The sequence below is a fragment of the uncultured Algibacter sp. genome (assembly GCF_905480415.1).
GTDB lineage: Bacteria > Bacteroidota > Bacteroidia > Flavobacteriales > Flavobacteriaceae > Algibacter_B.
In genome coordinates this window covers 21572-44591 of sequence record NZ_CAJQQI010000006.1, presented here as the reverse complement: position 1 = coordinate 44591, position 23020 = coordinate 21572, and the positions used below count along the sequence as shown (strand labels likewise).

At 31.8% G+C, this 23020-nt stretch carries 31 protein-coding genes; 21 read left to right on the top strand and 10 right to left on the bottom strand.

Annotated elements, in window-relative coordinates; all coding sequences use genetic code 11:
- Positions 1–157 precede the first annotated feature (157 nt).
- The 17 genes from QZ260_RS00680 to QZ260_RS00600 all read left to right on the top strand — a co-directional run bounded on the left by QZ260_RS00680 (position 158) and on the right by QZ260_RS00600 (position 12419).
- Positions 158–343, top strand: a complete 186-nt coding sequence (locus QZ260_RS00680; protein ID WP_295981601.1) for an aquaporin — start codon at positions 158–160, stop codon at positions 341–343.
- A 171-nt stretch (positions 344–514) separates the two neighbouring features.
- Positions 515–1171, top strand: a complete 657-nt coding sequence (locus QZ260_RS00675) for a TetR family transcriptional regulator C-terminal domain-containing protein (protein ID WP_295981599.1) — start codon at positions 515–517, stop codon at positions 1169–1171.
- 6 nt (positions 1172–1177) lie between these two features.
- A complete protein-coding gene (locus QZ260_RS00670; protein ID WP_295981596.1) occupies positions 1178–2488 on the top strand; it encodes an AarF/UbiB family protein in 1311 nt (436 codons plus the stop codon).
- Positions 2488–3123: a flavin reductase gene (locus tag QZ260_RS00665; protein ID WP_295981592.1), complete on the top strand. Its 636-nt coding sequence runs from the start codon at positions 2488–2490 to the stop codon at positions 3121–3123. Before QZ260_RS00670 ends, QZ260_RS00665 begins: the two co-directional genes overlap by 1 nt.
- Before the next feature lie 53 nt (positions 3124–3176).
- Positions 3177–4604, top strand: coding sequence for an SDR family oxidoreductase (locus QZ260_RS00660; protein ID WP_295981589.1), 1428 nt, complete (start codon positions 3177–3179; stop codon positions 4602–4604).
- 88 nt (positions 4605–4692) lie between these two features.
- Positions 4693–5121, top strand: a complete 429-nt coding sequence (locus tag QZ260_RS00655) for a hypothetical protein (protein WP_295981587.1) — start codon at positions 4693–4695, stop codon at positions 5119–5121.
- Positions 5122–5347: 226 nt separating this feature from the next.
- Positions 5348–6043, top strand: coding sequence for a GTP cyclohydrolase I FolE (gene folE / locus QZ260_RS00650; RefSeq protein ID WP_295981585.1), 696 nt, complete (start codon positions 5348–5350; stop codon positions 6041–6043).
- 4 nt (positions 6044–6047) lie between these two features.
- Complete coding sequence (locus tag QZ260_RS00645; protein WP_295981582.1) at positions 6048–6263, top strand: hypothetical protein; 216 nt, start codon at positions 6048–6050, stop codon at positions 6261–6263.
- Between the two features lie 140 nt (positions 6264–6403).
- Complete coding sequence (locus tag QZ260_RS00640) at positions 6404–6619, top strand: hypothetical protein (RefSeq protein ID WP_295981579.1); 216 nt, start codon at positions 6404–6406, stop codon at positions 6617–6619.
- A gap of 21 nt (positions 6620–6640) precedes the next feature.
- A complete protein-coding gene (locus QZ260_RS00635) occupies positions 6641–7324 on the top strand; it encodes an SDR family oxidoreductase (protein WP_295981576.1) in 684 nt (227 codons plus the stop codon).
- 3 nt (positions 7325–7327) lie between these two features.
- A complete protein-coding gene (locus QZ260_RS00630) occupies positions 7328–7867 on the top strand; it encodes a glutathione peroxidase (RefSeq protein ID WP_295981573.1) in 540 nt (179 codons plus the stop codon).
- A 5-nt stretch (positions 7868–7872) separates the two neighbouring features.
- On the top strand, positions 7873–8049 hold the full coding sequence (locus QZ260_RS00625) for a Lacal_2735 family protein (RefSeq protein ID WP_295981571.1): 177 nt from the start codon (positions 7873–7875) through the stop codon (positions 8047–8049).
- Positions 8036–8497: a TspO/MBR family protein gene (locus QZ260_RS00620; protein WP_295981569.1), complete on the top strand. Its 462-nt coding sequence runs from the start codon at positions 8036–8038 to the stop codon at positions 8495–8497. The genes QZ260_RS00625 and QZ260_RS00620 overlap by 14 nt, the downstream gene beginning before the upstream one ends.
- A gap of 1 nt (position 8498) precedes the next feature.
- Positions 8499–8960, top strand: a complete 462-nt coding sequence (locus QZ260_RS00615; protein WP_295981568.1) for an SRPBCC family protein — start codon at positions 8499–8501, stop codon at positions 8958–8960.
- The gene (locus tag QZ260_RS00610) at positions 8961–10268 is read left to right on the top strand and encodes a deoxyribodipyrimidine photo-lyase (RefSeq protein ID WP_295981567.1); all 1308 of its coding nucleotides are present in this window, start codon (positions 8961–8963) and stop codon (positions 10266–10268) included.
- Between the two features lie 294 nt (positions 10269–10562).
- On the top strand, positions 10563–12230 hold the full coding sequence (locus QZ260_RS00605; RefSeq protein ID WP_295981563.1) for a formate--tetrahydrofolate ligase: 1668 nt from the start codon (positions 10563–10565) through the stop codon (positions 12228–12230).
- A 108-nt stretch (positions 12231–12338) separates the two neighbouring features.
- The gene (locus QZ260_RS00600; RefSeq protein WP_295981611.1) at positions 12339–12419 is read left to right on the top strand and encodes a pentapeptide repeat-containing protein; all 81 of its coding nucleotides are present in this window, start codon (positions 12339–12341) and stop codon (positions 12417–12419) included.
- Positions 12420–12476: 57 nt separating this feature from the next.
- On the opposite strand, the gene yajC is transcribed toward QZ260_RS00600, so the two are convergent.
- The 3 genes from yajC to nusB form a co-directional block, all read right to left on the bottom strand.
- On the bottom strand, positions 12477–12773 hold the full coding sequence (yajC, locus tag QZ260_RS00595) for a preprotein translocase subunit YajC (protein WP_271559507.1): 297 nt from the start codon (positions 12771–12773) through the stop codon (positions 12477–12479).
- A gap of 11 nt (positions 12774–12784) precedes the next feature.
- Positions 12785–13267 (bottom strand): DUF1573 domain-containing protein, encoded by a 483-nt coding sequence (locus tag QZ260_RS00590; protein ID WP_295981560.1) that lies wholly within the window; start codon positions 13265–13267, stop codon positions 12785–12787.
- A gap of 105 nt (positions 13268–13372) precedes the next feature.
- Positions 13373–14320 carry a transcription antitermination factor NusB gene (gene nusB, locus QZ260_RS00585; protein ID WP_295981558.1) on the bottom strand — a complete coding sequence of 316 codons (948 nt, stop codon included), beginning with the start codon at positions 14318–14320 and terminating at the stop codon, positions 13373–13375.
- 204 nt (positions 14321–14524) lie between these two features.
- Here nusB and QZ260_RS00580 point away from each other — a divergent pair, with 204 nt between their 5' ends.
- Together QZ260_RS00580 and QZ260_RS00575 are read left to right on the top strand one after the other, a co-directional pair.
- Positions 14525–16288, top strand: a complete 1764-nt coding sequence (locus QZ260_RS00580) for an ABC transporter ATP-binding protein (RefSeq protein ID WP_295981555.1) — start codon at positions 14525–14527, stop codon at positions 16286–16288.
- A gap of 153 nt (positions 16289–16441) precedes the next feature.
- Positions 16442–16831, top strand: coding sequence for a PUR family DNA/RNA-binding protein (locus tag QZ260_RS00575; RefSeq protein ID WP_271559515.1), 390 nt, complete (start codon positions 16442–16444; stop codon positions 16829–16831).
- A 52-nt stretch (positions 16832–16883) separates the two neighbouring features.
- On the opposite strand, the gene QZ260_RS00570 is transcribed toward QZ260_RS00575, so the two are convergent.
- The 3 genes from QZ260_RS00570 to QZ260_RS00560 are packed head-to-tail and all read right to left on the bottom strand — an operon-like array spanning position 16884 to position 19156.
- Entirely contained in the window at positions 16884–17915 is a 1032-nt protein-coding gene (locus QZ260_RS00570) for a lysophospholipid acyltransferase family protein (RefSeq protein WP_295981546.1), read from the bottom strand.
- The gene (locus QZ260_RS00565; protein ID WP_295981543.1) at positions 17912–18817 is read right to left on the bottom strand and encodes a bile acid:sodium symporter family protein; all 906 of its coding nucleotides are present in this window, start codon (positions 18815–18817) and stop codon (positions 17912–17914) included. Before QZ260_RS00565 ends, QZ260_RS00570 begins: the two co-directional genes overlap by 4 nt.
- Before the next feature lie 3 nt (positions 18818–18820).
- Positions 18821–19156 (bottom strand): tRNA-binding protein, encoded by a 336-nt coding sequence (locus tag QZ260_RS00560; RefSeq protein WP_295981540.1) that lies wholly within the window; start codon positions 19154–19156, stop codon positions 18821–18823.
- A gap of 47 nt (positions 19157–19203) precedes the next feature.
- On the opposite strand from QZ260_RS00560, the gene QZ260_RS00555 reads away from it, so the two are divergent.
- On the top strand, positions 19204–19761 hold the full coding sequence (locus QZ260_RS00555) for a thioredoxin family protein (protein WP_295981539.1): 558 nt from the start codon (positions 19204–19206) through the stop codon (positions 19759–19761).
- On the opposite strand, the gene QZ260_RS00550 is transcribed toward QZ260_RS00555, so the two are convergent.
- The 4 genes from QZ260_RS00550 to QZ260_RS00535 all read right to left on the bottom strand — a co-directional run bounded on the left by QZ260_RS00550 (position 19758) and on the right by QZ260_RS00535 (position 22298).
- Positions 19758–20243 carry a GNAT family N-acetyltransferase gene (locus QZ260_RS00550; RefSeq protein WP_295981536.1) on the bottom strand — a complete coding sequence of 162 codons (486 nt, stop codon included), beginning with the start codon at positions 20241–20243 and terminating at the stop codon, positions 19758–19760. The two genes, QZ260_RS00555 and QZ260_RS00550, sit on opposite strands and share 4 nt — an antisense overlap.
- On the bottom strand, positions 20244–20789 hold the full coding sequence (locus QZ260_RS00545; protein WP_295981533.1) for a YfiT family bacillithiol transferase: 546 nt from the start codon (positions 20787–20789) through the stop codon (positions 20244–20246).
- 224 nt (positions 20790–21013) lie between these two features.
- Positions 21014–21163 carry a hypothetical protein gene (locus QZ260_RS00540; protein ID WP_295981530.1) on the bottom strand — a complete coding sequence of 50 codons (150 nt, stop codon included), beginning with the start codon at positions 21161–21163 and terminating at the stop codon, positions 21014–21016.
- Positions 21164–21365: 202 nt separating this feature from the next.
- Entirely contained in the window at positions 21366–22298 is a 933-nt protein-coding gene (locus QZ260_RS00535) for a peptidylprolyl isomerase (protein ID WP_295981609.1), read from the bottom strand.
- A 189-nt stretch (positions 22299–22487) separates the two neighbouring features.
- Between QZ260_RS00535 and QZ260_RS00530 the strand changes: the two genes are divergently transcribed.
- The gene (locus QZ260_RS00530; protein ID WP_295981528.1) at positions 22488–22925 is read left to right on the top strand and encodes a hypothetical protein; all 438 of its coding nucleotides are present in this window, start codon (positions 22488–22490) and stop codon (positions 22923–22925) included.
- Positions 22926–23020 lie beyond the last annotated feature (95 nt).

Genomic DNA, 23020 nt, shown 5'->3' with positions numbered 1-23020 from the left:
TCCGCTATATCTTTTGCTAAATAGCAAAAGGATGCCGATGCTATCCCTAACGCAAAAAACAAACTACAATGAAACCATACATATCCGAAATCATAGGAACATTTGCCTTGGTATTTTGCGGCTAGCTATTTTAGAATTTTTGCTCACCTTCTTTTAAATGATGGCTATTGTAAACGTTTCCAAAGGAAGTAAAGAAATTGGTACTATGCCAGTTATTGCATTTGGTGGTGTCATTTTACTAGATGCTATGTTCGCTGGCCACATGACTAAGGCATCTATGAACCCTAGTCGTTCCATTGCTCCTGTGCTATTTACAGGGAATTTTCAATATCTATGGCTCTAAATTAGCGCCCCTATTTTAGGTGCTATTGCAGCTGTATCTCGTTGTAAATTTGTTAAAAATGAGCCGTGTTGTTAACACTATAAGACCATTCTATGATATTGTCTAAAATTTTGTTTAACTTTTTTTAATTATCGTTAAACATTTTGTATATTTGCTTTAAATGTATTTATTATGGCAAAGGAAAAGTCAGTATCCAAAAACGACATTATCACTTATTACATGGATTATGTGCTTGAGCATGACCATAATCCTAAAACAGTTTTTGCATTCTCCAAAATGAATAACTTTGAAGAAGCTCTATTTTACACGCACTTTTCTTCTTTTCAAGCTATTGAAAAAGGCATCTTCGAAGCTTTTTTTGAGAATTCCATTAACGCCTTAAACGAAAGTGAGGATTATAAAATATTTGATGCTAGAAACAAGTTATTAAGTTTCTATTATACCTATTTTGAAATTCTTACCGCCAACAGAAGCTATGTGAAGCATGTTTTAGACAAATACCAAGGAGACCTTAAAGGCTTAAAAGTATTGTCTGGTTTAAAACAACACTTTACCGCATACATCAATACGCTTGAAATTCAAATGTTAGATATTAAACAAGAACAACTTGAGAAGATTCAAGAAAGAGCTCTTAAAGAATCTGCGTGGTTCCAATTGTTATTGACCATGAAATTTTGGTTAGATGATACGTCTTCTTCTTTTGAAAAGACGGACATATTTATAGAAAAATCAGTCAATACAACCTTTGATGTAATAGACATTGCACCTTTAAAGAGTGTTTTAGATTTGGGTAAATTTTTATTCAAGGAAAAATTTCAAATGAACTAAAGGTTTATGAAAACGATTGATAAAATACCAACATCAAAAATACAACGGGCTACCAAATTGGTTTCTACCGGAGCCAAAGTTGGTGTGAATTATTTAAAATATTTCGGAGATAAAATTGTAAACACTGAGCCGGAAGCAAAAGAGCGTCTTAATAAGAACAATGCAACAGATATTTACGACGGACTAAAACAATTAAAAGGTAGTGCATTAAAAGTGGCGCAAATGCTAAGTATGGAAAAGAGTATTTTACCGCAGGCCTATGTTGAGAAATTCTCACTAGCTCAATTTTCTGTACCACCATTGTCACCACCTTTAGTTATAAAAACATTTAAAAAATATTTTGGAGAACATCCAAACGACATATTTGATACTTTTAACGCAACTTCTGTAAACGCTGCTAGCATCGGTCAGGTGCACATTGCAGAAAAGAATGGGAAAAAACTTGCTGTGAAAATCCAATATCCAGGAGTTGCGGAAAGTATTGCATCAGATTTAGCTATGGTAAAACCTATAGCCATGAGTATGTTTAACATAAAAGGAAAAGATTCTAATAAATACTTCATGGAAGTAGAAAACAAATTAGTTGAGGAAACTAATTATGTTTTAGAAATTGAACAAAGTAAACAAATTGCTAAGGAGTGTGCACACATTCCCAATTTAATCTTTCCTAAATATTATGAAGAATACTCTTCAGAGCGGATCATTACAATGGATTATATGGAAGGCGAACACCTTTCTGAATTCACCGCTTACAACACAAACCAAGAAAAATCTAATACCTTAGGGCAAGCCCTTTGGGACTTCTTCATGTTCCAAATTCATGATTTGAAAAAAGTACATGCAGACCCGCACCCAGGAAATTTTTTGGTAAATAAAAAAGGAGCACTAATAGCCTTAGATTTCGGATGTATGAAAACCATTCCTATGGAATTTTATAAGCCCTATTTCGAATTAGCCAAACCAGAAAACATCAGCAATAAAAATTATTTCGTCAAAAAACTTTACGAACTTGAAATACTCAGGGAAGATGATTCAAAAGAAGAGTTAGCCTTTTTTACAGCGATGTTTCATGAAATGTTAAGCTTATTTACACAACCATTTCACCAAGAATCTTTCGACTTTTCTGATGCTAAATTCTTTGGGAAAATAGCAGAATTAGGAGAGCGCTATGCTAAAAATGCAGATTTAAAAAAGATGAATGGAAGTCGGGGTTCTAAACACTTTATTTACATAAATAGAACGTTTTTTGGACTCTATAATTTAATGTTCGATTTAAAAGCGCAAAACATAAAAATTAATAATTATTTAAAATTGTAATGACATACTTTAACGAGTCAGATATTGATAACCTCCACCTCATTTATAAAATAAATTTAATAAATAGCTGTTCGGGATACAAATCAGCTAATTTAATAGGTTCGAAATCTAAAGACGGTTTTGAAAACGTTGCCGTATTTAGTTCGGTAACACATATTGGTTCAAGCCCTGCCATGTTAGGTTTTTTTCTAAGGCCAACTACAGTTCTTAGAAATACCTATGAAAACCTAAAAAACACAGGATATTACACTATAAATCATATCCATAAAAGCATCATTAAAGATGCACATCATACATCAGCAAAGTATGACGATTCTATTTCAGAATTCGATGCAACAGATTTAGAATCTGAATTTAAAACAGATTTTCATGCTCCATTTGTAAAAGATGCCCCTATTCAATTGGCAATGGAATTTGTAGAAGAATATGAAATCAAAGCAAATAACACTATATTAGTAATTGGTAAAATAGTTGGCTTGTATGTAAACGATAATCTCATTGAAAAAGATGGTTTCATCAACTTGTCAAAAGCGGAGGTCGCTGCCATTAATGGATTAGATGGCTATGCTATTCCTGAGAACAAAACACGGTTTGGTTACCAAAGACCAAAAGTGTTAGAAACTAAAAGCGAATAAACTAATTAGTATTAAAACTTTCTTTTGGAAAAATTCTGAAAGATAAAAGAGCTATGAAAATTCTTGTTACAGGTGCAACCGGATATATAGGTAAACGCCTTATACCCTTTTTACTCAATGAAGGGCATACTGTTGTTTGTGTTGTACGAGATATACTTAGAGCAGATAAAAGTTACTCTGAAGATGAAAATGTTCATGTTATTGAAGTCGACTTTTTAAATCCAGAAACACTAAAAAACATACCAAAAGATATTGATGTTGCGTATTACTTAATACACTCAATGTCCAACTCTTCCAAAGACTTTACGTCTCTAGAAGAACGCTGTGCTATTAATTTTAAAGGTACTATTGAAAACACAGATGCCAATCAAGTTATTTATTTGAGCGGTATTACCAATGAAGATAAACTTTCCAAACATTTACAATCTAGAAAAAATGTAGAAGAAATTCTTGCGTCAAAAAATTATGCGCTTACTGTTTTCAAAGCAGGGATAATAGTAGGTTCGGGTAGTTCTTCTTTCGAAATTATCAGAGATCTAGTAGAAAAGCTACCTTTTATGATAGCTCCAAAATGGTTGAATACAAAAACACAACCACTCGCCGTAAGAGATGTTCTTGCGTTTTTATTGGGGGCTGCAGGGAATGAAACTGTTTTTAATAAAAGTTATGATGTTTTTGGACCCGAAATTCTAACTTATAAAGAGATGCTTTTACAATTTGCGGAAGTTAGAGGACTTAAACGTTATATTTTAACGGTACCAATAATGACTCCAAAACTATCATCATACTGGTTGTATTTTGTAACCTCCACTTCTTATAAATTAGCCACATCTTTGGTGGATAGTATGGGTATTCAAATTGTTGGTAAACCAAGTGATGTCAATGAGGTTCTAAAAGTAAATCCACTGACTTACAAAGAAGCCGTATCATTAGCCTTTGAAAAAATAGAACAAAATAGTATTGTGTCTAGCTGGAAAGACTCTATGGTGAGTAGTGGCAGACTCGGAAATCGATTGCATAAATATATAAATGTTCCAAAATATGGTTGCTTTAAAGATTATAAAGAACGCCCTGTAATAGATACCGAAAGTACTATTAATAAAATTTGGTCTATTGGTGGTCATACAGGTTGGTATTATGGAACAATTTTATGGCGCATTAGAGGCAATGTTGATAAATTGTTTGGAGGTATTGGCTTAAGAAGGGGACGAACAAGTCCAACTGAATTAGATGCTGGTGATGCTTTAGATTTTTGGCGCGTAATTTTTGCAGATAAAACACAAAAAAAACTTTTGTTATATGCAGAAATGCGTTTACCTGGTGAAGCTTGGCTAGAGTTTAAAATTGAAGATAATTTACTCAAACAAACGGCAACGTTTAGACCTCGTGGTCTTTGGGGAAGGCTCTATTGGTATAGTGTACTGCCATTTCATGGGTTTATTTTTAGAGGTATGATAAACAAACTTTCGGACGCCTCATAAATTCTTCTTGTGGTTCTATAAAATATTTTGTTTAACTTATTCTTAAATATGGTAAACATTTTGTATCTTTGAATTATCAAAATTCGTTATGATACTCGATTCAACATACAAGAATAAAGATCACAAGCAACTTCTATTAGATGTTGTTGGCGAGCCATTTACGTTTTTAGAATCTTTAAAAATGAAAGGCATAGGTTCTAAACGCATGATTATAAACGATGTAAGCCCTAATCTAAACACTTACTTGAATACGGTTTCAGATATCAACTATGCCAATATAGAACTACGTAAGAGCGGTATACTCATTTTTATAAATAAAGGGTTACAAAATTTTACATGGGCTATTCCGTATTATCAGTTGGTTATATATAAAACCAATGGTGCAAGCATTCATGCTCAAGGTAAGTTTGTTCATTTTAAAAACAACATAACATTTAAAGAAAATAAACTTTTTTTTAAAAAAATGTTAGATCAGAAAATTAAATACGACGCCGAATATAATTTCCAGCCCTTTTGATATTATTATTTGAAGATAGAGATAGAGTAATTGAAAGGTCTTGGGAAGATCGAACTAAAGAGAAAATGTGTTCAAGGTAAAAAAACGAAACAAAAAAAATTAAGAGGTTTTGAAAAAGGCCGTTCTAAAAGTATTAGACAGATACAAATAACACATAATAAATATCAAAACGCTAACGTGCTTTGATTGATTTTTAATAATCGAGACAGCACATAAAAAAGAATACATGCAAACAGAAAAATTAAAGACGAATAAAAAAGATAATAAATTAAATGGATTTTCTATTGAAGACATTGGTGACGATCATCTTCATACAGGACTAGAAACTCCTATGAAAGCTGATGCTTTCAAATTAAGTGATTCAGAAAAAAAGGAGCGTATTGCTATTTTGTTTGAAGAAATTATGGATGTCATGGGTTTAGACTTAACCGATGACTCTTTACAAGGCACACCTAAGCGTGTTGCTAAAATGTATATAGACGAAATATTTTCTGGATTAAATCCAGAGAACAAACCTAAAGTCGCTTTATTTGATAACAAATACCAGTACAATCAAATGTTGGTAGAAAAGAATATTACATTTTATTCAAACTGCGAGCACCATTTTGTACCTATCATAGGAAAAGCTCATGTTGCTTATATATCATCAGGAAAGGTAATTGGGCTTTCAAAACTAAACAGAATTGTGCAGTATTACGCCAAACGTCCGCAAGTACAAGAACGGTTAACAAACCAAATCGCAAACGAATTAAAATTGATTTTAGATACTGAAGATGTAGCCGTTATTATTGATGCAAAACATCTATGTGTTTCATCCAGAGGTATAAAAGACGATACCTCATCGACGACTACTGTTTACTACGGTGGAAGATTTAATTCTTTAGAAAAAATATCAGAATTACAAAATTATATAAATAGTTAATATTATGGATGTAATTAACAGGGCATTAGAATTTGAGCAAACAAAAATGAGATCATTATCAACTAGTGATCGTGTTAAAATTGTGAGAGAAGCCAAAGCGTTAATCTTAGAGTTAAATGAAGTCTATAAAGTCGAAAAAGATGAGGAAATCATGGATATTATGAAGCGCTTAACAGTTATAAAAAGAAAAGTCGAAAAGCGTCTAAAAGGTAGGCCCTAATAGTAAAATTAAAATAAACAGATATTAAATATTACCTAATAATTCTATATAAAAATAGTTAATCTAGCATAATTTATTATATTGCCAAATTGGTACGCTATTTGTACTAAGTAAGTTAGATTAAAGATTAAAAAAGAATTATGGAAATTATTGATAAAGCTTTAGCATTTGAGCAGCGCAGACACACTTTTAAAACAACAAGTGAGCGTATCGAATCGTCTAGAGAAGTAAAAAGTTTAATATTAGGATTAAATGACGTTTATAAAATAGAAAAGAATCCTGAAATAATGGACCTTATGAAACGTTTGACCGTCATTAAACAAAAAATAGAAAAAAGGCTAAAGGGCAGGCCATAAAAATAAAATGCCCTGAAACCTATGAAGACAATAATAATAGTTGGTGGAAGTAAGGGTATTGGAAAAGCATTAGTTGAAAAACTATTAACGAATTGCAATGTTATAAACATTAGCAGAACTATTCCAGAGATATCGCATAGCAACTTCACTCACCATAATTGCGATGTTACTCAAGATGAATTACCAGAAATTGAAACGGCAGATGGTTTAGTTTACTGTCCAGGAAGTATCAATTTAAAACCTATTTCTAGATTAAGTATTGATGATTTTAAAAATGATTTTGAAATCAACGTCCTAGGTGCTGTAAAAGTGATTCAAAAATACCTTCCAATTCTTAAAAAAAGTGATAAACCCGCCATAGTGCTATTTAGTACTGTAGCTGCAAAATTAGGTATGCCGTTTCATGCAAGTATTGCAGTGGCAAAATCTGGAGTTGAAGGTTTGGTAAAATCTTTGGGTGCAGAATTGGCGCCTACGCTTCGCATTAATGCCATTGCTCCTACAGTTACAGATACAGAATTAGCTTCTAAACTACTTAGAAACGAAAAGATGATTGAAAATATCACCGAAAGGCATCCTTTGAAAAAATTTCTATCTCCAGAAGAAGTTGCAGATATGGCTGAATTTTTACTATCAGATAAAGCTGCATCAATTTCTGGACAGATATTTCCAATGGATTGTGGCATTGTCAGTTTTAAAATTTAAGTTATGAATCCACTAAAAGCGTTTCTGGCTACTTTAAGTTCAAAAAGTAATTCGGCTAAAAAAATGAATGTAGATTCTATTTATGACATAAAAATTAATGCTATAAATGGAAAGCCTATAGAACTATCTCAATTTCAAGGAAAGTACATATTATTTGTAAATGTGGCCTCTAAATGCGGGTTTACACCTCAATATAAAGGGCTACAAGAATTATACAATACGCATCAAGATAAACTTCAAATCATTGGGGTGCCGAGTAATCAATTCGGAGGTCAAGAACCTGGTAATTCAGAAACCATAGCATCATTTTGTGAAGTTAATTACGGCGTTACATTTCTTATTACAGAGAAAATTGATGTGAAAGGCAAAAACCAACATCCACTATATACCTGGTTAACTCAAAAAGTAAATAACGAAAAAAAAGATTCAACTGTAAAGTGGAATTTTCAAAAGTACTTAATTAACCCAAATGGTCACTTTTTAGATTATTACTTATCTACAACTAATCCTTTAAGTTCAAAAATTACGAAACATTTAAAATAAAAGCTATGTTCGGATTATTTAAAAAGAAATCAAAAATAGAAAAATTAGAAGAAAAGTTTAAAAAGCTCATGCAAGAGTGGCATAAATTATCAACGATTAACAGATCCGCTAGCGATCAAAAATACGTTGAAGCTCAATTAGTTGGAGAGCAAATAAATGCATTAAGACATGAGGCTGCTTAAGTATATCAGTATATTCTTAATTATAAATTTTGGTGCATTAGCTATAGGTAGTTTACTTATGGATAATGGCCCACAAACGAATTGGTACATCAATTTAAACCAAGCACCTTGGACACCTGTTGGTTGGGTTTTTGGTGTTGCATGGACAACAATAATGTTCTGCTTTTCAGTTTATATGGCGTATTTATACAAACTAAAACCCACTAATATGGTTATCGCATTATTTACTATTCAATTCGTATTTAATGTGATATGGAACTATGCTTTTTTTAATCAACATTTTATTGGCATCGGATTTATAATAATTTTATTACTCACCTGTATCGTGGCTACTTTTACCTTTCTTTTTAAAAAAGAAATGGGCTTAAAAACAATTTTGATACTGCCCTATTTAATATGGCTTTGTATTGCAACTTCCTTAAACGGTTATATTTTACTAAACAACTAGAATGAAAATTTATACATATCACAAAAAACAGAATTTACCAATTACCCTTGATGAGGCTTGGGATTTTCTGTCGGATCCAAGAAACTTAAAAACTATTACTCCTGAATATATGGGGTTTTATATTTTATCTGGAGCAGATAGACCTATGTTTACTGGTCAAATAATTCAATATATTGTAACGCCTATTTTAGGTATAAAAACCAAATGGGTAACAGAAATAACCCATAAGGTAGACAAGCATTATTTTGTTGACGAACAACGATTTGGTCCTTATACACTATGGCACCATAAACATTTTATAAAAGAAATTGATGGCGGTGTTGAAATGGAAGATATTATTGATTACAAGGTTCCTTTTGGTTGGCTTGGGCAATTAGTTCATCCTATTTTAGTCAAACCTAAATTGGAAGAAATTTTCAATTACAGAACTAAAAAGTTAGAAGAATTATATGGCAAATATTAGATGAAACAACCTGTAACTATTTTTTGGTTTCGCCGCGATTTAAGATTAAACGACAATGTTGGTTTATATGAAGCCTTAAGAGGTGATCATACCGTATTACCTATTTTTATTTTTGATTCTGATATTCTAGAGAAACTTCCTGAAGATGATGCCCGTGTAACTTTTATTCACGATACACTCCAAAATATCCAATCAACGTTAAAAGAGGAGCATAATAGTAGTATTGCTATGTTTCATGGAAAACCAATAGACATCTTTAAACATTTAGTTGATTCATATGATATTGGTGAGGTACATACAAATCATGATTATGAACCTTATGCTAAAGCGCGTGATGAAAAGATTGCCTCTTTTTTGAATGAGAACCATATTGAATTCAAAACTTTTAAAGATCAAGTTGTTTTTGAAAAAAATGAGATAGTTAAAAAGGATGGCAATCCTTATATGGTCTATACGCCATATATGAAACTTTGGAAGTCTACATTTAGAATCCTTGATTTTAAAGATTTTCCGTCAGAAATGATATTAAAAAATTTAATCCCGACTACTAATCTACCTAATTTAAGCTTATCAGATATTGGTTTTATAAAATCACAACAAGAGATAAAACCATATTTAGTGACGTCTAGTTTAATTCAGAATTATGAAGCTACTAGAAACTTCCCTTCGCAAGATAGTACATCCAAATTAGGTCCGCATTTACGTTTTGGAACTGTTAGTATTAGAAAAATGGTTAAAAATGCTATTGCTGAAAAAAATGAAATATTTTGGCAAGAATTGATTTGGCGCGAGTTTTTTACACAAATACTTTGGCACTTTCCGTATACTAAAAATGACAGTTTTAAAGCTAAATACGATAGAATTGAGTGGCGTAATAATGAAACTGAGTTTAAAGCGTGGTGCGAAGGAAAAACGGGTTACCCTCTAGTTGATGCAGGCATGCGCCAACTAAACGAAACTGGGTTTATGCATAATCGTGTACGCATGCTTGTTGGGAGTTTTTTATGCAAACATTTATTGATAGACTGGAGATGGGGTGAAGCCTATTTTGCTGAAAAGTTGCATGATTACGACATGGCGAGCAATGTTGGTAATTGGCAATGGGTTGCCGGGTGTGGTGTAGATGCAGCTCCCTATTTTAGGATTTTTAATCCTACAACACAAATTCAAAAATTTGATAAGGATTTAAACTACATCAAACAATGGGTTCCAGATTTTCAAGAACTTACTTATCCAATGCCTATTGTAGACCACAAGTTCGCAAGAGAACGTTGTTTAGAAACTTACAAAACTGCTTTAAATAGTTAAAAACCCATGCTTTCCTTGGAGTGCTTACTCGTGCGTTTACGATTGTAGCCGCATCCTTTTTTGCCATTAAAAGCAAAAAAGATACAGCGGAAAGCGTGTTAAAATACCCTAATTTTATTCTTTAAAAATTATAAATGCTAATTAAGATTTGTTTTCTATTAAACCTCAGTTTCGATTGAGGTTTTTGCTTTAATAAAATGAAACCTAAGTGTATGATAAAAATCACAATTTCTGAAATCTAAATTTCATACTTTTAAAAATCATTAATAATCCTATAATTAAAATTAATGCTTTATGACTGATTTACAAATTGCTAAAACTGTAACACTTAAACCAATAACTGAAATTGGGAAAAAATTTGGTGTTGATAGTAATAACATTGTAATGTATGGAAAGTATAAAGCGAAATTACCACTGACCTCCATTGATAAAGATAAGGCCAACAAGAGTAACCTCATACTTGTTTCTGCCATCTCACCCACACCCGCGGGTGAAGGAAAAACAACCATGTCGATTGGATTATCTGAAGGTTTAAATCGTTTAAATAAAAAGACTACCGTGGTATTAAGAGAACCTTCATTAGGCCCAGTTTTTGGTATTAAAGGTGGTGCAACGGGTGGAGGTTATTCTCAAGTACTCCCTATGGAAGACATAAATCTTCATTTTACAGGTGATTTTTCGGCTATCGAAAAGGCTCATAATTTATTGGCTGCCATAATTGATAATAATATTCAAAGCAAAACAAATTCTTTACATATTGATCCTAGAACCATTAGCTGGAAACGTGTGGTAGATTTAAATGACAGAGCACTAAGACGTGTTATTGTAGGTTTAGGTGGAACAACATCTGGCGTTCCTAGAGAAACTGGATTTGATATTACGGCGGCTTCTGAAATAATGGCTATTCTTTGTTTAGCAGAAAATTTAATGGATTTAAAAGAACGACTAGGAAATATTTTTGTTGGCTATACTTTTGACAAAATTCCTATTTATGCTAAAGATTTGAAAGCTCAAGGTGCTATGACAGCACTTATGAAGGATGCTATAAAACCCAATTTGGTTCAAACTATAGAAGGAAATCCAGCCATAATACATGGTGGCCCTTTTGCTAATATCGCTCAGGGAACTAATTCCGTAATTGCCACTTTAATGGGTATGACGCATTCTGAATATACCATAACAGAAGCGGGTTTTGGATTCGATCTAGGTGCTGAAAAGTTCTTTGATATTAAATGTCAAAGTGCAGGATTAAAACCTAAAGCTGTAGTTTTAACCACTACCATAAGAGCATTAAAATATCATGGAGGTGCTGACTTAAAATTGCTTACTGAACCAAATTTGGAGGCTTTAGAGAAAGGACTACCAAATTTAGAAAAGCATCTTGAAAATATTGATAAATTTAATGTCGCGCCTATAATAGCCATAAATAAATTCGCTTCTGATAGTGATGGAGAAATTGACTTGATTATAGAATTCGCAAAATCTAAAGGTATTAGAGTTGCCCTAGCTAATGTTTGGGGACAAGGTGGTGGAGGTGCTTTAGAATTAGCAAAGCAGGTCATAGAAGTTGTGGAAGAAAACAAATCAAACTTCAAACCACTATACAAATGGGAATCTAGTGTGAAAGACAAGATTGCTAAGATAGCGACTGAAATTTATGGCGCTGAACATGTCGATTACACTGCTAAAGCAAAAGCCCAATTGAACAAAATAACCAAGCTTGGTTTGGATCATCTTCCAGTCTGTATTGCAAAAACTCAAAAGTCGTTATCAGACAACCCAAAGTTATTAGGGCGTCCTAAAGATTTTATCATAACTGTTAGAGAAATAGAAATTGCATCGGGAGCAGGTTTTTTAATTCCTATTACTGGCGAAATTATGCGTATGCCAGGGTTACCTGCTCATCCATCATCTGAGAATATTGACATTGATAAAAATGGAGAAATTACTGGATTGTTTTAATTATATATAAAGTGAAGTGAAAACTTAATGGCATAAAACTTTACCGTAGAAGAAACATTCGAAAATAAGACGTTCTCTAAACACGAATTTGTAAAAGGTGAATATGAGTTGTGCACTTTTAAAAGCTGTAATTTTACAAATTCAGATTTATCGAACACACGTTTTATTGAGTGTGAATTTTCAACTTAAAGCCATAAAAAAAGCTTCCTAATGGAAGCTTTTTTCTATTGTATTCTAATTAATATTTTATTTCTTAACTGCCGCAGGTGCGTTAAGTTTAGAGCTCATTTCCAAAGAAAGAGCTGATCTATCAAACTTTAGTTTCCCAGCCATAGTTTCTATAACACAACTGTTGTCCTTATCATTTAACTCTGCAATTTTACCGTGTAAACCACTTTTAGTAATTACTTTATCACCACGTTTTATTTCGGCTGCAAATTTCTTTTCCTTTTTTGCACGTTTCATTTGTGGCGCAATCATAAAGAAATACACAACAACAAACATTAATACAAATGGTAATAAACTACCTATTCCTTCTCCCATTATAAATATATTTAGCTTTTAGCTGGTAACACTTTGTTTACTTTATTAGGATCTGGTTTTACAAATGCTGTTATTTTAACAACTTCAGAACCTTTTTCAGTATTAGCAGTAACCGTTATAGTTTTAGTGATTTTATTAGCTCCACTACCGTTAAATTTAACTGAAAATTTTCCAGATTCTCCAGGTGCTAGTGGTAACCTACTCCAATCTTGAGGTACTGTACAGCCACAAGAACTTTTAATATCTGTAATTACTAGAGGCGCATCACCAGTATTTTTATAATTAAATACAGTTTCTACTGCTGTTTTAGCTTCAATTTCTCCAAAATCGTGTTCTTTTTTATCAAACTCAAGCACAGGGAAATTAGATGCAACAGCATCTCTTTCTGCCGCAGCAACAACATTACTTTCTTCAATTTTTTTGGCAGCGTTTTCTTTACAAGATACAAATGCAATTAAGCACATGGCACTAAGTCCTAACATTATTTTCTTCATAATAAATGTATTTAATTTTTTTTGATGAACAAAAATAGTAATTATTTAAACGATTAAAAATTTTTTACTTCTTTCTTAACAGTAATTTGTAATTTTCATTACTATTTACATCAATCCTCTACCTACTTTATTTAATTCCCCAGAAGCTTCATATTCTTTAACGAGCTTATCTAAAATACCGTTAATAAAGATGCTGCTTTTTGGAGTTGAATATTCTTTTGAAATCTCTAAATACTCGTTGATAGTAACTTTTACTGGTATTGACGGGAAGTTTGACAACTCACAAATAGCCATTTGCAACAATACATAATCCACTTTCGCTATACGCTCTGAATCCCAATTTTTTGTTTTCTGAGTAATCTCTGTTTTAATAGCAGTTTGATTTAAAAGTGTTTTCCTAAATAAATCTATAGCAAACTGCTTATCGTCAATATCCTTATATAATTTAGGAGAAAAATAACCTTCAGATGCATTTTCCTTTACTTTTCTAAGCAGCTTTAAAATTGTGGTATTAACCGTTGGAAGATCATCTAACCAAGTTAGATTTTTATCTTCCATATAATCATAAAGCTTATCATTTGGAGCAATAATCTCTTTAAAAACATCAACTATAAAGTCTTTGTCTTCTTTAAAATCCGACACCCTAGTATTCATATAATTTTTATACAAGTCACTAGCAATAATATTCTTAAAAATAATATCAACGTATTCACTATCCAAATCCCAATTGGTAATATTATGGGCTTCGAGTTTTCCTTTTAATTGATCGTTATCCTTTAAAAACTTTAATAACTGATTATTTACAAACTTTCGGTTAGGATCTTTATCCTCTTTAGTGGCAAGATGCTTTTTTTGTTTCTTTTGTAAATCGCTTTCAGCTCTTTTTTGAACTTCTATTAGTAGAGATAATAATAACAAATACAAATTGTACATATTATCAATACTGAAAAGTAAAAATTTTTGATCTTTACTAAAATCATCACTTTCACTACCTTTAAAGGCATACATGGTTTGCATTACTTTCACACGTATATGTCTTCTATTTAGCATCATTACAAAGAACTTTAATTAAAAAGATGAACTATTTTCATTATTTTTAGTGGGACAAAAATAACACTATATTTAAAAAAACAAGAGTTATTCCTTATTTAATTATCAGATGAATCTTTAAGCTATATTTAACAATTAGCTTACAGTATAAATCATCTTAATTAGCATTAATGCGCTATATTTGCTATCCAATTTCTTAGAGATTAAATGAAAGAATTAAGGCATTTAAATAAATACTTTTTTAAATACAGAAGGAATCTTATAATTGGTTCTATCATTACTATTATAGCTCGTTTGTTTTTGCTTTACACCCCCCGTTATGTAAAAAAAATATTCGTTGCTATTGAACAATATTATGATAAATCTATCACCGAAGATGTTTTTAGAGCCGATTTATTAGAAGCTATCTTATATATTATTGGTGCTGCTCTTATAGCCTCGGTTCTTACGTTTTTTATGAGGCAAACTATTATAAATGTATCGCGCTATATAGAGTTTGATTTGAAAAATGAAATTTACGCTCAGTACCAAAAACTTTCATTGAATTTTTACAAAAAGAATAGAACTGGTGATTTAATGAACCGAATTACTGAGGATGTTTCAAGGGTTCGCATGTATGGTGGTCCTGCACTTATGTATAGTATTAACACTGTTGCTTTAATTGTGATCGTTGTTATTTACATGATTAATGCTTCACCAAAACTAACCTTATATACCATTGTACCGCTTCCTATTTTATCAATCATTATTTATAAATTAAGTAAAGAAATACATAAACGAAGCACTATTGTACAAGAATACCTATCAAAACTTTCAACATTTACTCAAGAATCTTTTAGTGGTATTTCTGTAATCAAAGCATATGGTATTGAGCCACAAACTTCAGTGAATTTTAAATCGCTTGCAGCTGAAAGTAAAGAAAAACAAATAAACTTAACCAAAGTACAAGCTTGGTTTTTTCCCATGATGATATTACTTATTGGTACAAGTAATTTATTAGTTATTTACTTTGGTGGCATGCAATATATTAATGGAGAAATTGAAAGTATTGGCACTATTGCAGAGTTTATTATTTATGTAAATATGCTCACATGGCCAGTGGCAACTATTGGCTGGGTGACTTCTATTGTGCAACAAGCTGAGGCTTCGCAAAAGCGAATCAACGAGTTTTTAAAAATTGAGCCTGAAATTAAAAATATCGTAAATAATCATACAGAAATCACAGGAGATATTGTTTTTAAAGATGTTTCTTTTACCTACGATGACACAAATATCCAAGCGCTTAAAAATATAAGTTTCCAAATTAAAGAAGGTGAAACTTTAGCTATTTTAGGAAAAACTGGGTCTGGAAAATCTACGATATTAGATTTAATTGGAAGGCTTTACGATATTGACAAAGGCTCTATTACAATTAATAGCACAGAAATTAATAACCTAAATTTAAACGACTTACGTGATAGTATAGGATACGTTCCGCAGGATGCCTTTTTGTTTTCTGACACTATAAAAACCAATATTAAATTCGGGAAGCAAGATGCTACCGATGATGATGTTATTGATGCAGCAAAAAATGCCCAAGTACACAAAAACATAATCAAGTTTAACAAAAGCTATGAAACAGTTTTAGGAGAACGTGGAATTACATTGTCTGGTGGACAAAAACAACGTGTCTCCATAGCTCGGGCTATTATCAAATCACCGAAAATTTTATTGCTTGATGATTGCTTATCGGCAGTTGATACTGAAACCGAAGAGAAAATTTTAAAAAATCTTAGTAAAATCTCAAAAGACAAAACATCAATTATTGTGAGTCATAGAGTGTCTTCCGCTAAAAATGCTAATAAAATTATAGTATTAGATGATGGAGAAATTGTACAACAAGGAACTCATGATACGCTAATTGGTATAGATGGATATTATAAACACTTATACTTAAAACAACTGAGTGAAACAACATCCAATAATTTATAAATCTAAAAACATCAGTGCATAGAGCGATTTTTCATGCAAATAAATGTAGAGAAGTCTAATGTTTTGAAAAGAAAATTCAGGATTTATTGGTTAGTATCGTTTTTTTTTTAGATTTTTGATAATACAATAAGACAATTAAATTTCAGTATAATTATGTATAATGATAAGATGGAGAAAGAGGAAATTTTCTCAAAAGTATTAAGAGCAGGTAGACGAACCTATTTTTTTGATGTAAGAGCGACTAAAGCTGAAGATTATTACTTAACGATTACAGAGAGTAAAAAATTCACTAATGATGACGGGTCTTTTCATTATAAGAAACACAAAATATACATCTACAAAGAAGACTTTACCGAATTTAAGGAGATTTTAGCTGAAATGACCGATTACATCATCACTGAAAAAGGAGATGAAGTTATAAGTGAGCGTCATCAAAAAGATTTCAAAAAGGAATATGAAGATGATGGATCTAAAGTTACTGAAGCAGACTTAAAAACTCAAACTCCGGAAAGCTTTACCGATATAGATTTTGATGACATCTAATTAATCTTCAAAACAATAAACAAAAACCGCAGCTAACCGTTGCGGTTTTTGTTTATAGCTTAACGGCTAATAGCACTAAGCAAATACTGGTTATTAAATAGCTTGTCGCCACTGCCCAACCTAGCGTAATCACAAATGCTGTAAATAAACTAATTAACCATAATGGACCCAGAGTAATTGCCATGGCAAACCTAAAGGTTGATAGAAATTCTATTTCTTTTATTTTTGGTTTTGCTACAAATTTCCAAATTAAAAAAGGAACAATAAAAGCACAAATTAACAATGCTTTAAAAATTTCCTTAATAAAATTATTGCTTTGTACTTCTTGCAATTTACAGTCTTGAAATTTTGATTTCACGCATGTGTTCGCCACATTAGGATTTAAAAAATCGACATTTAATCGTTCTAATTCGTATAAAGTTTCGTGATAATGCTCTTCAGGTATATCCGTAGTCAATTTAGATATGTCAGATTGAATTTTAGCTTTAAGCCTAACTACATCCTCATTTTTATTTCCAGAAATATAGTCTTTTGCTACTAATGGTGTTCCAAAATAAATTGACGTACTGTCTGGAAACTTTTCAGCATTTGTATAATTCACTCCAACTGATAGTAGCTGTAAATCCATTTCTGGATAGTTTTCTACTGATTCTAGTATTATTCTTGTAAACCCCTTACTTAAAGGCCTAACCATACGTTTAAGGTTATGATTGCCCTCTGGAAATATGACAATACATTCCTTGTTGTTTAGAAGTTTTGAGCAATTCTCAAAAATAGCATTGTTATTCGCTAGATTCCCCCAACCATCTCGTATTCTGTAAATAGGAAGCATCTGTAAACTTTTCAAAATTTTAGAAATAAACGGCTTTTTAAAAACAGCCGCTCTAGTTAAAAAGTAAGAAAGTCTTCCACACTTTGTTGCAATCAACAACGCATCTAAAAGTGCATTTTGATGATTACTTAATAAAAAAACAGGTTTATTTTTTGGAACATTTTTAACATCATAAATTTTTATTCTTCTAAAATAGAAAAACATCCCAACGCTTATATACGTTCTTACAAAGTGTAGCCAAATTAGTTTCAAATTATTATCGTTTTTTTTCTTGACCAAAAGAAAGCTAATAACAAACCAGATACGATATGCCATATTCCCCAAAAGGCGGCTAAAATTGCCATCCCTCCTAACCCATTAAAAAAAGAAAAAATCAACAACAATCCTAATCCTGAATTTTGTATTCCAGTTTCAATTGCTAAAGTTTTTTGATTTTTAAATGATAGCCTAAACATTTTTGCAACAAGAAAGCCCAGCGTTAACGCTATTAAATTATGAGTCACTCCTATAGCAAAAACATAGTGTATATAATTATTAAAAACATCAATGTTATTTGAAAAAGCAATCACTATTATAACAACAAAAACTACGATTGACAAAGGTTTTAATAACTTAGAAAGTTTCAAAGCTAAAGCAGCATTCTTATGCCTTAATAACATGCCAAATAGTAAAGGCACACCCAATATTAAAAGAACAAGTTTTACTAACCCAAAAGAATCAAGTTCTACCGTTTTTATAATTTGAGCGGTAGGTTCGTATAATTCACTATAAAAACTAAAGTTAAAAGGCATCATAAACATAGCCAAAAAAGTAGCAAAAGCAGTGAGACTAACAGATAAAGCTGTATTTCCTTTAGCTAAATGAGTCATGAAATTTGAAATATTCCCTCCAGGGCAAGCAGCCACCATAAACATACCCAAAGCTATACTGGGTTGTGGTTTTATTAAAATTACTAAAAGAAAAGTCACTAGAGGCAAAAGCACAAACTGTAACAAAACACCAATTAAAACCAATTTAGGTTGTTTTAATAATTGTTTAAAATCATCAAAAGTAATTCCTAGTGCAACTCCAAACATAACAACAGCAAGTGCTAGATTTAAAACCCATAAGCTATTGTAATCAAAATTTATTTGAACCTTATCTAATTCTTGCATAAATCAATTTACAGGCGTGCCATTTTTAACTTTATTCTCTGGATTTAAAAGTATAACATCGTTTTCCTTTACAGCACCTAAAACTAAGCATTCACTCATGAATTTGGCAATTTGTTTTTTAGGAAAATTAACTACTGCAACTATCTGTCGTTGTAGTAAGTCTTGTTTTTTATAAAGCGTTGTAATTTGAGCAGACGATTTTTTAATTCCTAATTCTCCGAAATCAATAGTTAATTTATAAGCTGGCTGTCGAGCTTCAGGAAAATCATGAACTTCAATAATAGTTCCTATGCGTAAATCCACTTTATTAAAATCCTCAAAAGATATTGTATTACTCATTTTTTAAAAATACAAATAATTACGAACTTTGAATAAAACTTTTGATTATGGCCATGACGCCCTCAAACATGCTTTTATTAGGAACAAAAGCACCCGATTTTTCTCTTACTGACACCATATCAGATACTGTTTTAAGTCTTAACAAGCTTAAAGGTGACAAAGGTACGGTTATCATGTTTATATGTAACCACTGCCCTTTTGTAATTCATGTAAATTCTGAGTTAGTAGATATGGCAAACGCTTACGCGGAAAAAGGGATTGGTTTTATTGCTATTTCAAGTAATGATGCTATTAATTACCCGCAAGACTCCCCTGAGAAAATGAAAATTCATGCGCATACTGAAAATTATCCTTTTCCTTACTTATATGATGAAACACAAGAGGTAGCTAAAGCTTATGATGCAGCCTGTACTCCTGATTTTTATATTTTTGATGATAATCTAAAACTTGTTTACAGAGGGCAATTGGATAATTCCAGACCAGATAACGGCCAGCCTCTTACAGGCAAAGATTTAAGACAGGCATTAGATTGTCTGATTGTAGGTGAAGAAAACACCAAAACCCAAAAACCGAGTATTGGTTGTAATATTAAATGGAAAACTTAGTCTAGTTTTAATTGCCAAATACCAACATTCTGCCATTCACCAAATTTCAACCCTACTTCTTTTAAGTTAGCAACTTGCTCGAATCCAAATTTCTCATGCAGTTTAATACTCGCCTCATTAGGGATTGTTAAAACACCAAGTACAGTATGTAAGTCCGTTTCTTTGAGTAATTTTATCAATTCAGCATATAATTTTGAGCCTATTTGTTTCCCATGTGCTGTATGCTTAACATAGACTGTAGACTCTGCAACGTAATTATAAGCTGCTCTTGGTCTAAACCTACTTCCGTAAGCATAGCCTAATATTTCATTGTTTTCCTCAAAGACAATAAAAGGGTAATCTGCAGTAATAATATTTAATTTATCTAAAAATGTTTTAAGTGACAAAGGCTCAATATCAAAATTGACCGTCGTATTTATAACATAATAATTATACATCTCAAGTAATTCTTGAGCATCATGTATATGCACTGGTCTTATCATTTAATGCCAACCTTTACGTTTCATCAAACTTTCAATATGCGCGTAGTGATGGTTACTGTGCCACGCATAATTACCAACACTATAACTCAGCGAAAACTCACTATTGGTTTCTGGATGAATAAAACATTTGTTTAAATTATCTTCTGATAGTGTTTTTAATAGATACACCAACTTAATATGAATAACTCTTAAGTGATTTAAAGACATGTCTATAGGTGCTAACTTAGAATCCATTAGTTCTGCCCAACGATCTTCATAATAAGCTTTAATAAGGGGTTTGTCTTCTGTTAACGCCCATTTAAAACGCGTATAACTATGGTGATGGCTATCTGAAACATGATGAACAACTTGCCTAATAGTCCAACCATCTGGTCGGTATTGAGTATCTAATTGCTGATTTGATAAATCTTTAACCAGATTCTCTAAGCGGTTAGGGAAGTGCTCCAAAATAGAAATCCAGCTTTCAATATGTTGTTTAGAAATATTATTGGGACACTCAAATTGGCCGATAGGGTATTTTAATTTTTCTAACTCTTGCTCTGTCATAAGTAAATATAAAAAAAGCACCTTAATTAAGATGCTAAATTCATGTAAATCACAAAGAACTAGTAAAATTATTTCTTAAGCTTACTATCATATTTGTTTACAAATTCTTTCGCTCGATTATTTCTATTATCATAATTGAAAGCCATTTTATAATTATTATACGCTTGTAAACTATCGCCGGACAACAAATATGCTTCAGCTAAATTATCATAAACATTTGAGCTTTAAGGGTACAATGCGACATTGATTTTAAATATTCCCACAGCATCAGTATATTTCTTACCTCTAATGAAATTATAGCCTAAACTATTAAAATACCCTTCTTCCAAAATAGTACTTGTAGAATCTTGTTTTTGTATGTTTAAATACCCCAAAAGTGCTTTATCATAATCTATAAGCTTTATATAAGCACTAGGGATTTTAAAAGAATCTTCAACTTTAATATAATCGTAAGAAATAATGTCTTTGTATTCATTTGGATTGAGTTACATCATTTGAATAAAACACAAAAAAATCGCCTCATTATAAATGAGACGACTATTTCTAATATTTGTTACTTTATTATAGTAACTAACTCTATTTCACATCCATCAACTCTACGTCAAATACAAGCGTAGCATCTGGTGGTATAACACCTCCAGCACCAGCACTGCCATATCCTAAATGACTTGGTATAACGAGTCTTGCTTTATCTCCAACTTTTAATAATTGAATACCTTCGTCCCATCCTGCAATAACCTGACCAACACCTAAAGGAAAATCAATAGGCGCGTTACGTTTGTATGAAGAATCAAAAACAGTTCCGTCTGATAATTGACCTTTGTAATGCACAGAAACCGTTTGTCCTTTTTCTGCTTTTACACCATTTCCTTTTTGAATGATTTGATAACGCAATCCACTTTCAGTTTTATCAAAACCTGTAGCTAATTTATCTAATTCTGCGTTTGCTGCGGCTTTAACTTCTGCTTCTCTTTTTTCTCTTGAACCTTCAAAAGTTCTGAAAGCCTCAACAGCATTGTATGCTTCAGCATCAGCCCCTGCACGAACAATTTCTAAACTTTCAATTTTATCGCCTTGTGCAATGGCATCAACAACCTCTTGACCGTATTCTACTTTTCCAAAAACGGTATGTTTATTATCTAACCAATCAGTTGCAATATGTGTTATATAAAACTGACTTCCATTTGTTCCTGGTCCTGCATTTGCCATAGCTAATACTCCTGGTCCGTCGTGTTTTAAATCTGGATGAAACTCATCATCAAATTTGTATCCTGGATTTCCAGAACCTGAACCTTGTGGGCACCCCCCTTGAACCATAAAATCTGGAATAACTCTATGGAATTTTAAACCATCATAATATGGTGTTCCTTGAGGTTTTACTGAATTTTCTAGGTTTCCTTCTGCTAAAGCTACAAAGTTACCTACTGTTCCAGGTGTTTTTTTGAATTCTAAAGCAACGAGAATTTCTCCTTTTGTTGTATTAAATTTTGCGTATAATCCGTCTTGCATTTTTCTAATTTTATTTGAAGATGCAAATATATGAAACATACATAACTAAAACTTAATACTTAAACAAAATCATAAAATGTATGCCGCATGTGTCATTGTACAATAATAAATACAATCACATGAAATGATTTACGATTATAATTTTGTGCATTCTAATTATAATTCTAGTTTTACAAAAATCATTTCTTTATGAAATTTAAGTTAAATAAAATCTTAAACGCTTTTGGGAATACGCCTTCCTTAGAGCCAACTCATGATGATAATTATATTAAAGATATTATTAAATCTATTGATGAAGAGGCCTTTGCTGTTTCAGAACAAAATGTTCTATTTGCAAAAGTTTCAGAATTGGGAGGTTATTATTATGTAATCACTATAGTTGTAGGCCGGTTTAAAATTAAAACTAAAAATGGTGGCAATCTTAGTATTGAAGGCAAAAAATTTAATTTAATACTAAATTCTGATATGGATGAATTTGAATCCAACCATTCAAGTGTATCAAATAGTTTTATTACAAGAATAGATTTTCAAATTGAAAAGGAAGACGTTTCTAAATTTGACAAAAAGAGTATTACATCTTTAAAGTTATCTGCCAAAAAACAAGAAGTTATCTTTACTACACTATAAGTTAATGGGTTTTTACGGCGTGGCGATCTGTGCTTAGTTAACGTCATTGCGAGAAGTTTTTACTAAATCGCAGTCTGTTTGAAATCCTCGTAATT